General features: G+C 33.4%; 13 protein-coding genes. 3 read left to right on the top strand and 10 right to left on the bottom strand.

Annotated features, from left to right (window positions below):
* Positions 1–5: 5 nt before the first annotated feature.
* The 9 genes from KA856_RS00125 to KA856_RS00165 form a co-directional block, all read right to left on the bottom strand.
* A complete protein-coding gene (locus KA856_RS00125; protein WP_107385873.1) occupies positions 6–890 on the bottom strand; it encodes a mechanosensitive ion channel family protein in 885 nt (294 codons plus the stop codon).
* Between the two features lie 401 nt (positions 891–1,291).
* On the bottom strand, positions 1,292–1,660 hold the full coding sequence (locus KA856_RS00130) for a Na-translocating system protein MpsC family protein (RefSeq protein ID WP_107384209.1): 369 nt from the start codon (positions 1,658–1,660) through the stop codon (positions 1,292–1,294).
* 181 nt (positions 1,661–1,841) lie between these two features.
* The gene (locus tag KA856_RS00135; protein ID WP_210138355.1) at positions 1,842–4,454 is read right to left on the bottom strand and encodes a DUF2309 domain-containing protein; all 2,613 of its coding nucleotides are present in this window, start codon (positions 4,452–4,454) and stop codon (positions 1,842–1,844) included.
* Positions 4,455–5,984 (bottom strand): NADH dehydrogenase subunit 5, encoded by a 1,530-nt coding sequence (locus KA856_RS00140; RefSeq protein ID WP_107385871.1) that lies wholly within the window; start codon positions 5,982–5,984, stop codon positions 4,455–4,457.
* Between the two features lie 417 nt (positions 5,985–6,401).
* Positions 6,402–7,028 carry an ABC-2 transporter permease gene (locus KA856_RS00145; protein WP_210138356.1) on the bottom strand — a complete coding sequence of 209 codons (627 nt, stop codon included), beginning with the start codon at positions 7,026–7,028 and terminating at the stop codon, positions 6,402–6,404.
* Entirely contained in the window at positions 7,025–7,870 is an 846-nt protein-coding gene (locus tag KA856_RS00150; protein WP_107385869.1) for an ABC transporter ATP-binding protein, read from the bottom strand. The genes KA856_RS00145 and KA856_RS00150 overlap by 4 nt, the downstream gene beginning before the upstream one ends.
* A gap of 392 nt (positions 7,871–8,262) precedes the next feature.
* Entirely contained in the window at positions 8,263–9,438 is a 1,176-nt protein-coding gene (locus KA856_RS00155; RefSeq protein ID WP_107385868.1) for an ABC transporter permease, read from the bottom strand.
* The gene (locus KA856_RS00160; protein ID WP_107384202.1) at positions 9,435–10,115 is read right to left on the bottom strand and encodes an ABC transporter ATP-binding protein; all 681 of its coding nucleotides are present in this window, start codon (positions 10,113–10,115) and stop codon (positions 9,435–9,437) included. The genes KA856_RS00155 and KA856_RS00160 overlap by 4 nt, the downstream gene beginning before the upstream one ends.
* Positions 10,112–11,140 carry an efflux RND transporter periplasmic adaptor subunit gene (locus KA856_RS00165; protein ID WP_107385867.1) on the bottom strand — a complete coding sequence of 343 codons (1,029 nt, stop codon included), beginning with the start codon at positions 11,138–11,140 and terminating at the stop codon, positions 10,112–10,114. Before KA856_RS00165 ends, KA856_RS00160 begins: the two co-directional genes overlap by 4 nt.
* Before the next feature lie 256 nt (positions 11,141–11,396).
* On the opposite strand from KA856_RS00165, the gene KA856_RS00170 reads away from it, so the two are divergent.
* A complete protein-coding gene (locus KA856_RS00170) occupies positions 11,397–12,008 on the top strand; it encodes a YIP1 family protein (protein WP_107384200.1) in 612 nt (203 codons plus the stop codon).
* A gap of 140 nt (positions 12,009–12,148) precedes the next feature.
* Here the strand turns inward: KA856_RS00170 and mbcS are convergent, their stop codons facing one another.
* Positions 12,149–13,726 carry an acyl-CoA synthetase MbcS gene (gene mbcS, locus KA856_RS00175; RefSeq protein ID WP_107385866.1) on the bottom strand — a complete coding sequence of 526 codons (1,578 nt, stop codon included), beginning with the start codon at positions 13,724–13,726 and terminating at the stop codon, positions 12,149–12,151.
* 277 nt (positions 13,727–14,003) lie between these two features.
* Here mbcS and KA856_RS00180 point away from each other — a divergent pair, with 277 nt between their 5' ends.
* Together KA856_RS00180 and KA856_RS00185 are read left to right on the top strand one after the other, a co-directional pair.
* Positions 14,004–14,903, top strand: a complete 900-nt coding sequence (locus KA856_RS00180) for a DUF5996 family protein (protein WP_107385865.1) — start codon at positions 14,004–14,006, stop codon at positions 14,901–14,903.
* Between the two features lie 266 nt (positions 14,904–15,169).
* Complete coding sequence (locus KA856_RS00185) at positions 15,170–16,573, top strand: MDR family MFS transporter (protein ID WP_107384197.1); 1,404 nt, start codon at positions 15,170–15,172, stop codon at positions 16,571–16,573.
* Positions 16,574–16,653 lie beyond the last annotated feature (80 nt).

Genomic DNA, 16,653 nt, shown 5'->3' on the forward strand with positions numbered 1-16,653 from the left:
AATATTTAAGCATTATTTTGTTGATTAGGATCATATTGTAACATCATCGGCTTAGGTGTTTTAATATCTTTTTGCTTAAACAATTTAAATATTTCTTTTCTTAAAATACGCGCTCCGGAAGCACCTTCGCCCGGAATTGTTTCAGCAGATACACTCAATACAATTTCATCTCGACTGATTGAATTGATACCAATAACTTGCGGTGTAGAGATAAACAAATAATAATTTGTTTGTATAGATTGAAAATGGTCTGTTAAGACATTTTCTACTTGATCAATATCTTCCTCTACTGAAACTGGGATTTCGACAATTGCTTCACCATTAGTCACTGAATAATTTGTAATCTCACCCATACTGCCATTTGGTAATGTCGTTAATTCACCTGTAATGGTATTTATTTTTGTTGATCTTAAACCGATGACTTTAACTGTACCTTCTGCAACAGTTGTACCACCATTATTTATTTTAACATAATCTCCTACATCAAATTGATTTTCGAATATAATGAAGAAACCAGTGATAATATCTTTAACAACTGTTTGTGCACCAAAACCAACAGCTAAACCAACAACCCCAGCACTTGCAATAATACCTTCAACACTAATACCAAACTTGCTTAAAATGGTTGTTAACACTACAAACCATACCACATACGCTACGATATTTTGAACTAATGATATTAATGTTGCTGAACGTTTTTTATTCGCTTTTTTACCTTTATTTTGTATTTTGAAAAATTGTTCTATTCCTTTATTAATAAAACGCAATACTATCCACGCTACTATGATATATATCACAATCATAATAAGATTGGAAATTAGCGTTTGATATGTTTCTGGTTTAGTTAAAGGTTCTATTAAGGAATACATGATACTTTTGATTTGATCCAATAATATTTCCTCCCTTAGTCAAAGACTCTTCTCATTCTATTATAATTATTTAAACTGTTAAACACATCCAACTTCCGACTAAATTTGTCTAACGAATAAACGTATCATTTTGGGTATATATCTACTTTCATTTACATAGAAAGCATGCTACAGCTTGTATGATTATAATCAGAAATTACCATATTATCATTACCCACTTTATACTATCAATTTTTAATTATAGTTTATATAATTTTTACGTTTAATTAAATTTAAATTATGTAATTTAAAAAAGACAAAAGAAAAAGAACCATAATTTAAAATTATGATTCTCTAATACTCAGTAAGTAATATTACTACAAACATCCCATGAAATAAAGCATTTCCTCAGTTTTTAGTTATCACTTTCATCAATAATTTCTTTATTCTGCTATTTTTTGCTCAAGATTATTGTAAAGTTTAAATATCATGACACGTTCACCTGTTTTAGAACTTAAATCCGTGTGAAATCCTTTGACTGCTTCACCAGTAACTGAAAAAACAATATCATCAAGTGCTTCTATACCGGATTCTACAAGTTTAGATCTAGTACGTTTAATTGTTAATAATCCTTCATGTGTCTCACAAACTTTATATTCAGCTTGTGTCAACACACCTTGTAAACTAACAATAATCATATCACGCAAAATATCAGTTTTTACAGACAGTGAGCCACGACCAAGAAAGTCTTTTTCCCATTGTGTAATTGCTTTACTGATTTCAGACTCATAGGTACCTTTAGTTGTTTTCATGTCGAATGCATCTCCCATAGAATCAAAATTAATTGTCGTATTATTTAATAATGCTAACATTATCATTTTTATATATTTTTCTCCATAGTTATGCGCAATTACCTAGAAAATAATTTGATAAATCATATAAAAATCATTTGCTTATTCTGTCCATTAACAAATCGGAACAGCGCTTTTTAAGTTAATCAACTGACCAGTGTTGCCAATTACCAAATTCATCAATACTTGCCAATTTAACCCATCCATTGTGTACCTTTTGATAAAAATCATGATGTTCATTTAATAGCTGTTTAATATAATCATTTGGCGCGTGCACGACAATGAGTAGTCTAATAGGAGAATGATACATTTTATTGTCTGCCGACATTACAGATTGCCAAGGTAGACCCGTCAACAAATCACTCGCATTACCTTGCATAACACCTATACCTGCCGTAATTGTCTGTGTTATTTTACTACCGCTACCATAATAATGCGGTGCGACAGTTGAGGCATAATACTGTAAATTAATCCATTGAGCCACGGTAGCTGGGCCACTAATGATATTCGCTAAGAGGCTGCCATCACTATCTTGTTCCCAATCATAATTGTGTAAAAATGCTCGCCCTTTTAAGTCGCTGTTTTTTGTTAAATCACGTGGCCCTATAATAAACGAAGCGTTTCTCGCTAAGCCCCATTCTGGTCTAATCTCACTCCAATCGTTTGATAAACGATGTACTTCTTTAATTGGGTCTTGTTTTAAGATGTGATTATCTGGTAATGCTTTCAATCGTTGTGCATTTGCTCGATAAGTAATATCAGACATTGCAGTTTGAATTTGATTCAAAGCATTTTGCGCAGATTTTGACATAGTTGGTAAGTATATCCAATTTAATTCATCGGTAGATGTTTGGTGCTCTGCTGCCGCAAAGACAGTGTCTTCTGGAATGACAATACCTCTCTCATTTAACGCTGTTCTAACTTCAGCTAAGTTACAAAGCTGTGCTAATACCTTCGCGTTAAATCCGCTCGCTGCGCCACCACACGCACCACAGTCAAGTGAAGAAGCATATGGATTGTTCGCACTTTGACTGCCATGCCCACACAATACGATTAATGGTGCAAAATCTAAAGTTAATCCCATTAAGCGCAATGATTGTTGCGCATAATCTACTTTTTCTTCATTTGTAAAACCCACTGGTATACCCTCTTCATGAATATTACGATGATCTAAGGATAACGCTGTGTCATTTGGTTTTTGTAACCAACTATCATAAAACTTTCGTATCAATTGTCCTATTGGTCTCGGTGCGAAACTTCGTGAAAACATTTGAAGCGTTAACCAAGGGCCACTTAATTCTGGCAATAGTAGACTCGGCAAAGCATTTTGTTTCATTTTTTTAAATGTATACGTAATCGATTTTAGTATATGTTGATGCTGACGAAAAGTTGTAGGTTCTTGCTCATGTGTGTATTCTTTAATTTTATGTTGCGGGAGGTTCATCACAGGTAAAGACGGATGACTATGTGATTGACCCAACGCTTCTTTGACAATTGGTAAACCAAAAAATCCTGCAATACCGATTGTTTCAAATGCACCAGCCGCTTCTATTTGACGTCGAAAAGGTTCCGAGCGTACGTCTATACAAAATGCCATTTGTACTTGTGGCTTTTGTCTTTCTTGCTCATTATCTTTATGTGTGTGTGTGGTTACAGTACCTTCCAATTGATGCTCGTATGTTGCTTCCCAAGCCGTTAATAAAATTTGTCTACGACCTTGTTTTTCAAATTGTAATGCAAAATTTATATAAGCGTTTTTTTCAAATTTAGATAGTTGTTGCCATTGTTCTGTCGTAAACATACCAATAGACATCCAATGCTCTGCAAATTCATCGCGTTCATATGCTATTGGATTCTCTGCTGAATTCACAGGTAAATATGGTTCAACAATGGCCCATTCTATACCCAGACGAATAGCTAAATAAGACAATAACATTTGGTCAGCATTAGACGCTTGTTCATCTTGCCATAGCATCATACCAGCCCATCCAGGTAATGATAGCAAATGATTTTCCAAATATGTTTGATACTGTGCCTCAGCAATACCCAGCTTTTGTAAAACCATATGAATGAGCGATTCAGCTTGATTTGGCAATGTTTTCAAGCGTGAACGTTGTTGCTTGGTCAATGCTGGATCATGTTGTACCAAACGTTGCCATGCAAAGAATAAGCCCTTTTCTCTATTAGGCATCGTCCATCCAGATTGCGCATCATCTAAATATAATTTGCACCATTTAATAACGTGGTAATCTACAACATCTATCAACCGTCTATCATTTTTATCCGTAATATATGTACTTACTAATGGCACAGTATTAGTTTCATCGTCTAAATTTATTTTTTCATTATGTTGATTGACTTGTCTTTTATTTTCAGAATGACGCGTTATAACTACTATATTAGACAAATCTAACATCGCTCTAGCATAACTTTCAGCAAACTGTCTATCTATCGAGATCACCGATTGATTTAACCATTTTTGTAATTTAAATTCAATCATATCTTTATCAATTTCGTCACGCTGATATGCTTGTTCAAACATATACATTGTAGGATAGATATCTACGTCACGGACATTTGCTAACCATTGTGCCACATCTTTAAATTCATATTGCTCCAAATTTGACCAAGGGTTTCTTGCGGCAAACACAGAAATAGGCGATAAAGGAACGATAACCCTACTCGCTTTAGAAATTATTTGATCGATATCATCTTTGTGCTGATTTTGGTTTGTCATTTCTTTATGCTTTCCCATTTAGTGCCCTCCTTTTGACAAATAAGATTTTAAATAATTAGGATGACGTTCAACCGTTTCAACCTTTGCATCTCCTAAACGAACAATCCACATATACAGAATTGAAAATACGACAGAAGACCGGTGACGTGCTACCCAGGTACTAATCAAACTACCCAACAATAAAATGATTGCTACGGCAATAACGATAAAAGTAGGTGGTTGTACGCTGTGAATTGTCAGAGTATGTAAAGCATCTGAAAAATAATGATGCACCACAAAATAAACTGCACCTACAACAATGAGTATCGTCATACCTATAACACGGCCAAAATTGCCTTCACCAAAAGCTACTAACTGTGTCCATGAGACAGATAAGGACCACGCTAAGATAAGACCGCTCACTAGACGATAACTTTCTTCTGGTGCACTCAACCAAAAGCCTAACCCAATCAGGAACGCTAAAATACGGCCACTGACTATCCATACATATGACATTCTTTCATTTGCACGACTCGGTACACTAAAATGACGCACTGCTGATCCAGAGCGTAAAAATAAAGTCGCTTTGAATAAACCATGTAAAATCAAGTGAATGATTGCAGGAATATATGCACCTAATGCACACTGAATTAACATAAAGCCCATTTGGCCTATCGTAGAACCCACCAATAATCTTTTATAATCCACATGGACTAAACTAATGCCTGCACCTAGTAATACTGAGACACTTGCAAAAATTAATAAAATTACAGATGCAATGTCGCCACTAAAAATGCCTGAAAACCTGGTTAACATAATACCACCAGCATTAACGATACCAGCATGCATAATCGCAGAAACTGGTGTAGGTGCTGCTACAGATTCGATTAACCAACGTTGAAAGGGCCATTGTGCCGCTGGAATCATAACAGCTAGTACAATGAGTAAATTAATACCAAATTGTGCCAAACCGTTAAGCATGGATAGATGTGCTTCATTTAAAGCTACAGAATAATGCCATTCACCGGTAGATAATCCAATCCACAAAACAGCACTTAATAACGCAACCCAACTTAACATGAATAACCTACCTGTTACCTTCGCTGCTTCACGTGTAACTTTCCAGGCGCTTGTTAAACTAATCAAAATCGTAAGTCCTAATAATGTACATCCCCAACTGATCACCATAATTCTCATATCCGCAGTTAACCAAGCAAATGATGCGAAGGTAGTCGTAAAAGTAAATAAAGTGAAGTATTTTTTATAGCTTTTATCACCAGCTAAATAACGAATACAGTAACGTTGGATGATCACACCAATAACGAGGACAAAACCAACCATGAGCCAAGATAATACGTCAGACCGCCATATACCTATCTCTATATTTTTCTGTGACAATATAAGACCTAAGTTAGCCACAATTGCCGGTAATGCTACAAAATAAATATGTATTCGTGCATATTTAGGCGATATTTTTTTTATTAAGAAAAAGAGACTACTTAAAATTGAAATAATTAGAGTTAGAAATAATAATGTTATAAAAATATGCGCGTCAATCACGATTATCACCTTACCTTCTGTACTACGACATTTAAATTTATAATAGTAATAAAACACTTAATTTAAAATTATATTTTCCACGAAAAAAGCCGACAATTAATAATAAATCGATACTGACTTATTATCATTGTCGGCTTCATTACAACGCACATATGATGAGTGTTTTGCTTTGCTACCTATTATATATTCATTTATTTTAAAATATGCTAATTTTATATTTTTTTACGTTAAGACGTACAATTTCTTATTTCCACTACTATTTATTCACTTTTTCAATTTGCCAATACACACTGATTAACAACTTGCTAAAGCTTTAATTATATAGAAAAACATAGAAAAGTATGCCTAAATTTTAAACTTTTAATATTAATAAGATATAACGATTATTCGTGTTTGTCAAGATAGACAGTAGTTAAGCTTTGTTCATTATAACTCTTTATACTTAAATGCTTGTTTAGAAGCAATAAATGAAAGCACTATAACGATTAAGCCAATCAATGCAAAAATACCACCATACCACAGGTTTTCACTAATTTCTTCTATAAGATTACCTGTTCCTGATAATATGGCCATACCTACAAAATAATAAACAAAGAATAAAATGACTACGATAATAGATACAATCATAAATATGACATTTGATTTTTCCGCACCCATTTTAAAAGTAAATGGGAAAATAAGCGAATACAACGCGATAAATCCTGTACCAAGCAACGCTGAATTCACTCCACTAACAATACTACCTGCAACAATTGCATTAATCACAAGTGACACCACCATCCCTGTTAGTGCCAATAAGCTATAAAATGCAAAATGACTACTCACATAAGTGTTTCTGCTATAGGGTAATGTAGAAACAAAATACATCCACTTTGAGTCTTTTTCATTTTTTAAATTATCTGTAGCTGGTGAAACTAAAAATATCATAGGCATGAAACTAGCCATTATTGGATTTGTAAAGGAGAAAAACAAACAAATTGGAATACTTAACAATAAATATATATAAATTGATTTTTGATTTGTAAAATAATAACTCAGTAAGTAACCCTTCATGCTAATTCTCCTCTCATTAATATTTTTGTGGCATCATCAATATTTTTTAATGGCTGTGCTAACTCTATATCTTTATTTTGGTTTACAAGTGCTTTCCCTGTTCCTTTATGTATGCGATAAGCAACAACATTACTGTGATTAACATCAAATTCCCCTTCTTCAAACGAAACAATGCCATAATCATTTAGTAATGTATCTTTCTGCTCTTGTAATAAAATACGCCCATTTTTCATAAATACTAATTTATCTGCAAGCGTCTCAATATCCTCCGAAATATGTGATGAAATTAAAATACCGTTACCTTCATCAACAAAATCTTCAAGTATTTCTAATACTTCTTCACGTCCCGAAACATCCATCCCTGCCGTAGCTTCGTCTAGGATTAAAAGTTTACTATCATGAGACAGAGCAATAGATATTGAAATTTTCATACTCATACCACGGGAAAAAGTTTTAATTTGACGTTCTTTCGGTAATTCAAAATTCTCCAACATTTCAAAAAATTGTTGTTCATCCCATGTGCGATAAATATTAGAAAACACTTTACTAATTTGTTTTGCGTTAAGTTTATTAGGCAGTCGAAGATCATCAAATACAACGCCTAGGTGTTCTTTATACGCATAGTCATCGCGAGAAATCTGTGTATCAAAAAACTGAATGTCCCCAGCATCTGCAAAGCGATTTCCCACTAATGTATTAATCAACGTAGATTTACCAGAACCGTTTTTTCCAATAAGTCCTACCACTGTATTGGGTTCAATTGTTAGATTAATTTGATTTAAATTAAAATCTGAATCAACGTAAGTTTTGTTTAAATTTTGTACATTGAGCAAATACTCCATGATAACCCCCTATATTTCATTTTTTGATAAAATCTTAACCTTTTACATTAAATCACTTTCTAAATTAACATAATACACCTCGTTATAATACACAATACATTTTTCAAAAATATTTATTTTTATTATTTTTAATTAAATGTATATCTAAATACGTAATAACTAAAAGCCATTAACTGTTAATTGTATTTAAAATGACTACATCATTCCACCCAACAAAGATAATTAGAGTTCAATGGGATAAAAGGCTGAGACAATTCTTTTGTCCCAGCCTGTTGCATGTCATATTTATACATGAGCTATAATGTTTACGCTTTTCTAGCCAACTTGAATAGCATGAAATGACGAAACTATTTTATATAAGATAATGTCTCTTTTTACATCTTTTTAAAATATTACTTAATAATATCAATGAGTTCTTTCTTAGCTGCTGAACGCGCTGGAATCCAACCAAATACGATACCAATTAATGTAGAAACACCTACAGCAATGAGTACTGAACTTAGACTAACCGCACTCTTAATATAGTCTGGCGTTACTGCATCTACCAGGCTTGCGACAAGTATACCTATGATTAGACCAATGATACCGCCAATCACACATAGTACAACACTTTCTACCAAGAACTGGATTTCAATATCGCGCGCTTTTGCACCAAATGCACGTCGAATTGCAATTTCTTCTGTACGCTCTGTTACTGAAATATACATCACATTCATAACACCGATTCCGGCGATAAATAATGAAATACCTGCAACAGCAGCCACAAAGTAAGTAATGCCATCAAATACTTTATTAATATTTTTCATAAATTCTTCCATATCTGTGTAACTATAGTTACCATCGCCTGCGCCTGAACCTTTTTTATTCAATTCTTTAGCGACTTTGTCTGCGACTTCTTTCTTGTCAGCACCATCTGCTAATGATAATTGGAGTGATGGAAAATCTTGCGTTAATTGTCCCATATATCTATCAAATGTATTTGCAGGCATATTAACAGCTGATGGGTTCATAGCGTCGTTTGCTATGCCTACAACTTCAAATCCTTGATCATCAATATATAATGTTTTACCTATCGCATCATTATTGAATACATCTTTGGCAATTTTGTCATCGACTGTAACGACTTTTTTGTTCAGTTCATTATCGTCTTCATTAAAGCCTTTGCCTGTTTCTGGGCTAGTCATTTCTTTTTTCTTTAAAATGCTGACGTCGCCTTTTTTCTGGGCATTCGTCATTTTTGCAGAATAACCTTGATCGTCACTTTCTTTGATTTTTGCATCTGTAACACCATTTACTTGTTTAGCAATATCCAAATCTTGCTGGCTAAAAGGATTATCTTTCGCACCTTCACCACTACTCGTCATATAATTAACCGTAGCAGAATCTTTGCCTGCACCTGTATCTTCAAATTGTTCTGATGCCGTTTGTTTAAACCCATTACCTAGAGACATAATCGTAATGACTGCAGCAATACCAATGATGATACCAATCATAGTAAAAATATTACGACGCTTATTCTTTAAAATGGATTTGAATGAAATGGCGATGATATTTGATAAATTCTTCATTCAACCACCTCTTCTCTTTGGACACGACCATCTAGTATATGAATAATGCGATCTGCTTTATCTGCTACTTTGCGATCATGTGTTACGAGAATCATCGTTGTGCGATGTTCTTTATTTAATTTCATAAATAAATTAATAATATCTTCAGACGTTTTAGAATCAAGTGCCCCTGTAGGTTCGTCAGCAATGATAAATTTCGGGTTATTGATGATAGCACGTGCAATGGCTACACGCTGTTGTTGCCCTCCTGATAATTTATTAGGTACTAAATTTTCTTTATCATATAGTCCAACATCATGTAATGTATTGATTACTTTTTCTTTACGTGCTTGTGACCCTAATCCTGCATAAACTAACGGAATGCTCACATTTTCCAATATCGTATTGTTTTGAATTAATTTGAAGTTCTGGAAAACGAATCCTACTGTTTTATTTCTAATTTCTGCCAATTCATTATCCGAACTTTTTTTATAATTCTCTTTATTAAACAAATAAGCACCTTCATAGCCTCTGTCAATAAACCCTAATATGTTAATGAGTGTACTTTTACCAGAACCCGAAGGCCCCATAATTGCTATGAATTCTCCTTCTTTAATGTTGATATTGATGTCTTTTAAAATGTGATTTTCTTCATCGCCGTTTTTGAAATGTCTATTGATATCTACAAGTTCTATCATGATGACACCTCAACTTTGTCTCCATCATTCATAGATTTTTTAGGGTTTTTAATTAATTTGTCACCTTTTTTCAGACCCTCTTTTACAAAAATTTCACCGTTTACTTTATCAATTTTAATATCACGTTTTTCAACTTTATTGTCTTTACCTAATACAAAAACATTATTATCTTTAGTTAATACTGATTTTGGTAATTTAATGGCATCTAATGGCACTTCAACTTCCATGGAATAACCTGCACGTACAGGGATATCAATATCACTAATGACGATTGTATATTTCGATGAATCTGAGTCACTACCACTGCTTGGGTCAGAAACTGGATTAGAAGCTTGAGCACCGCCGTCTTCCTCACTACCTGAACCAGCTGCTGCTCCGCCTCCAGATTTACTTAAACTCTCTTCGTAACTTTTTGGCAACTCTGAAATTTTCTTGATTTCGCCTTTACCTTTTTTACCAGTACTTGTTACTTTAACGTCTACTTTGTCGCCTTCTTTAATCTTCCCTAAATCAAATTCAGTTACAGTTGCTTTAATTTGTGGTTCATCTGCAACAAGTTGTAAAATAGGCTCTCCGTCAGAAACGTTTTCTTTATTTTGAATATCAATTTTACCGTCAAAAGCAGCGTAAATACTATCGTTCACTTGACGATCATATTGGTTAAGTTGTTGTTGTGCTTCCGCTCTCTCATTTTCATCTTTTGCATTGTCCACTTTATCAACTAATTGTTGGCGTTTATTATTATTAATTTCGTAATTGATGAGTGGGTCACCTTGTTTAACTGATTGACCATCATCAACTTGTGTACTTACATACGTTCCCAATTGACTGTTGTTATTATATGTTTTAACTGATTTAGGTGAAGCTTTACCTTCTAAATTGAGTGGACTTTCTTTCTCCACTTTATATGTATCATAACCATCCTTTTTGTCTGAGCTACTATTTGCTTGCTTTAAAATTAATGCAATTGCAATTAATACGATAATGACAATAACACCGATAATCCACATCCACTTTTTCTTCAATGCTAAAACACTCCTTTAAATTATTATTCATTTTAGATACTATCATAATCACACAACAAAAAATATAATGCATAACATTATTTTATATACAATATTTTTCAGTGAATATATACCTAACAATATTGTAATATTGGCAATAGTAATCAAAAAGATTTTATTTTTTTAATTTTATTTAAAGTTTTTCTTAAAAGTGTTTTAAAATATTGTAGGTAATGTTATGCTTTGGAAAATAATATATATAGGGGGCAAGGGATTCATGGAAAATTCTAACTTACCATTCGCACAACATTTTTCAAAATTACGTGAACAACCTAAATGGGGACTCAAACTAATCATTGCAATCGTAGTCATTGCACTCTCAACTGCAGTAGGTGCTATGTCAATTGATTACAATGAAATTTATCAAGATGCAGGTGCAAGTGCTCAAGATATGGGCAATATGCAAATGATTGGTTTAATTGGTGGCATCGTCGCTGGTTTAATTGGTGGTATATTTGGTATTGGTATTACATTTTTAATCTTTTTAGTTATTTCTAAGATAATGAAATCTGATGCAACTGCAAAACCTATCTTTTCTGCAACATTAAGTTTTACTATAATTACTGGCATCGTAGGTTTAATTATTTTATTAATTCAATGGATTGCTGGTTTATCGCCTACAGATTATAATATTGCAAGCTTAAATGTCTTTGATAAAGGCAACCAAATGTTAGGCACACTTAACTTACAAACACTCATCAGCGCATATGTATTTGGCATCATGCTCTTTGCAACGAATCGCTTGTCTAAAAAAGCTTCAATTATTTGGGCAATTGTATACATCGTTGTATCAATTGGATTTGCCTTAATCGGAGCAAGTTTCCAATAATAAATATATTTACTAAAAACATGGAACGGTAGCGTTCCATGTTTTTATTTTGATATAACATTACTCACACACAAAACAAGCGCCCATCATACTGACAATAATAATGATGGGCGCTTTCTTTCTAATGAATCAACATTGATTTATAAATATTTTTCTTTTTCCGCTTCTCTTAATTCAATGCGTCTAATCTTACCTGAATTTGTTTTAGGTAAATCTTCTACAAATTCAATCGCTCTTGGATATTTATAAGGTGCTACGTCTTGTTTAACAAAATTTTGTAATTCTTTAACAATAGTTTCATCACCTGTAACATCATCTTGCAAGATGACAAACGCTTTGACGATATTCCCTCTAATTTCATGTGGACTCGCTACGACTGCACATTCTTTTACATATGGGTGTTTCGTCAGTGAATCTTCTACTTCAAATGGTCCTATGGTATAGCCAGAACTTATGATGATATCATCTCTTCTACCTTCAAACCAAAAGTAACCATCTTCATCCATTTTTGCTAAATCTCCAGTAATAAAGTATTCTCCAACTTGTGGGTCCGCAGTACGTGCTTCATCTTTATAATAGCCTTTAAATAATGCAGGTAAGTCTAACGGCACTGCAATATTCCCTACTTCATTGGGTTGTGCAGGATTACCATCTTCATCGATTACTGTAACATAACTACCTGGAATAGCTTTACCCATTGACCCAGGACGTCCTTTTGTATCCTTTAAGAAACCGATTAACAACGTACTCTCTGTCTGACCATAGCCATCTCTAACAGTTAAGTTAAAGTTTTGTTGGAATTTATTAACAACTTCTTTATTTAATGGTTCTCCAGCAGATACAGCACTATGTAAATGTGACAAATTATATTTTGTTAAATCAGGAGATTTTGCCATTAAACGATATTCTGTTGGTGTACAGCAAAGCACATTGATTTGATACGTTTCTAATAATTCAAGATATTTCTCAGCATTAAATTTACCATTATAAACAAATGCCGTTGCGCCTGAACCCATAATTGATAAAAATGGACTCCATACCCATTTTTGCCAGCCCGGTGCTGCTGTTGCCCATACGATATCATCTTCAGTTATACTTAACCAATGCTTGGGAGCCATCTGTAAATGCGCATATCCCCAACCATGAGAGTGGACAACTGCTTTTGGATTGCCTGTTGTGCCTGAAGTATACGATAATAAAGCGATATCTTCTCTTGAAGTTGCTTCTGTATCAAGCTCATCTGAGGCATCAGTTTGCGCGTCTTCAACGTTAATCCAATTATCTTCCTTGCTGCCAACTATAAATTTAAGTAATGAGTCATATTCTTTAACACCTTTGAACTCTTCGATGCTATCACCTGTGGCTACAACTGCCTTAATTTCACCATGTGTTATACGATATTGTAAGTCTTTAGTACGCAACATTTCAGAACTAGGCACAATAATAATACCTAATTTCCATGCGGCTAAATATATTTCATATGTCTCAATCGCACGTGGCATCATGATTAATAACTTATCACCTTTTTTTAGGCCATATTTTAAAAACATATGACCAACTTTGTTTGCATTTTTTATCAATTGGTTATACGTTATATCCCGTTTTTCACCAGTTTGATCATTAAAAATAATCGCTTTTTTTGACGGATTATTTGCATATTTTTCAATTTCGCTAACGATGTTATATGTTTCTGGAGCAATTAAATCTGCTTTATTCATTGGTTACTCTCCTTATTTCGGTGATTAATTTTACAATATACAGAACAATATCAAGTTGTATTTTGATTATTCAGAAAATAGCACTGCGTTCACATTCGTTTTTGTTATGAACTACATATTAACACATACTTGATTAGTTCATATATTCATATCATTTTTTCATTATAACAAATGATACTTTAATATACTTGGTACAAGCATTTTTATATTGTGTTTTATCTTTAGTATCCGTGGAATAAAATTTATAGTAAATAATATATGAGGTGGTATTCATAATATGAATTTCAAGGATTGGGAAAATGAAAAAGATACGCTACATTTATTATCACAGATTCTAGGTAAATATAAATTAGAAGCAAGTCATCAAGAACCTCAATGGTCACACGTGACGCTAAATATAGATGTCCAAGGCTTTTCAACTGGTATGTTAAGCTATGGAACACATACATTTGCATTAAGCGTTAACCTGATGCAACACCATATTGAAATCGTCATTGACCAACATGTACATGATATTGCCTTAAAAAATGGAAGAACTATACAATATTATTATAATGAAATTGAAAAACTGTTAAATCAATCAGATATTCATTTAAAAGTTAACACTTTGCCACAAGAAGTACCAAATCCGATACCGTTTGAAAATGACGTAGAACATCATCATTACGATGATAAAATTGCATCAGAGGCATTAGCATTGATGAAATTTGCTTACCATGCTGAGGCAAATTTCATTAATGGCTTAAGAGTAAGAAAATCTAAACCTGGCCTATTTTGGGGAACATTTGATATTTCTTGTATTATCGTCAAAGATAAATCAGCACCATTTGAAAATGATAGCATGGTCATTGAACGTGCGGCTTTTGATGAAGAAATGATTGAATTTGGCTTTTGGTTTGGTGATGACCAGTTTGAAGGTCCGACATTCTTTGTTTTACCGTATCCTTTTGCAGATCAACCTTTTGATACTGACCATCAATTTCCTAAAGATTGCTATTTTGATCAACAATTAATGGAATATCTAATCGAATATAAACAACATCATGATATCGATACAATAACTCAATTTTTCAAAGCGTCTTATTTAAAATTCGCGGATTTTCTAAATTGGGATAACGTCGATTATGCTTTTTCTCCTCTAAAAATGAGACCAAACCATTTAAATAATACACCTTAATTTAAAATCTATGAATTCAGCTACTTTTAATTAAATCGAGGGTATGAGACACCTATCATGTCTCACCCTCATTTATATTTTCATACAACTTTTTGATGCATAACAAAACTAAATTGCTATATACCCAACATAAGAAATCCCTTTCATGACAATATTCCAAACTTCTCACAGATAAATTTTAAAAAATAAGTTCAACTTTTAGATTTACAACGTTTCAAGTGCTATAATATTTAGATGTGTAATTTGTTAAGAAAGAAGTGAGTACATTGACAGAAACTGGAAATTTCCATGTTGAAAAGAGAATACCTCTGTTTATCGTTCTATTATCAGGGGCTTTTATAACTATTTTAAACCAAACTTTACTTGGAACAGCATTACCACCAATAATGAAAGATCTCCAAGTGTCAGAAAGTACAGTACAATGGTTACAATCTATATTTATGTTAGTAAACGGGATTATGATTCCTGTAACTGCATTTTTAATTGAACGCTTTACATCGAGGCAGTTATTCTTAACTGCAATGAGTATTTTTGCAGTAGGTACGTTGCTTTGTGCAGTCGGTATTGATTTTTCAATGCTATTAATCGGACGTGTCTTACAAGCAGCAGGCGCAGGTATAATGATGCCGTTAATGCAAACAATACTATTTTTAACTTTCCCTAAAGAAAAACGCGGTACTGCAATGGGTCTGTTTGGACTTGTTATCGCATTTGCTCCAGCTATCGGACCTACTTTATCAGGTATATTAGTCGAACACCTATCATGGAGAAGTGTCTTCTATGTTGTATTCCCTATCGCGATTATTATCATTATTGCTTCTATATTCCTATTGAAGAACGTTACAGAAACAACACATCCAAAATTAGATATTGCTTCAGTTATCTTATCTACATTAGGATTTGGTGGCTTACTATATAGTTTCAGTTCTGTTGGTGAAGCAGGTTGGACTAGCGTACAATTTATTGCACCGCTTGTTGTTGGTATCGTTTCACTCGTTATATTTATCCGTCGTCAATTAAACTTAAAAGAACCTATGCTTGAGTTTAGAGTATTTAGTTACGGTATTTATACGTTAGGTACGGTACTAAGTATGTTTGTATTTGGTGTACTTATTGCAACAAATATTATCTTGCCACTTTATATGCAAAACATGCTACAATACTCAGCCTTAAAATCTGGTTTAGTCTTATTACCAGGTGCAATTATTATGGGTATGATGAACCCAATAACTGGTTATTTATTCGATAAATTCGGTGGTAAATGGCTCGCTCGAATTGGCTTATTCGTACTAGTCGTTTCGACATTACCATTTACAATGTTAACAGAGCATACAACATTTACGTATCTCGCTACTTCTAATGCATTGAGAATGGTTTCAATCGCCATGGTTATGATGCCTATGACGACATTAGCAATTAACCAACTGCCAAATGATTTAATCGCACATGGTACTGCCATGAACAATACATTTAGACAAATGGCAGGTGCTATTGGTACTGCAGTCTTTATTACTATAATGTCAGTTTCAGCAATACCTCAAGACGGTATTACTGGTATAATTCATGGTGTTAACGTAACGTTTATCATTGCTACAGTTATCTCAGCAATTGGATTACTATTATCATTTAGACTTTCAGACGACAGTAAACCAAAACGTCGCACCTTATAAACACGTATAAATAACAATACAATGTCTAGAACATCAATATTGTTGATTAAAAAACGTCAATTTCTATATAATATAGAAAT

Source organism: Staphylococcus sp. GDB9P120P, assembly GCF_017893435.1.
Classification (GTDB): Bacteria; Bacillota; Bacilli; order Staphylococcales; family Staphylococcaceae; genus Staphylococcus; species Staphylococcus cohnii.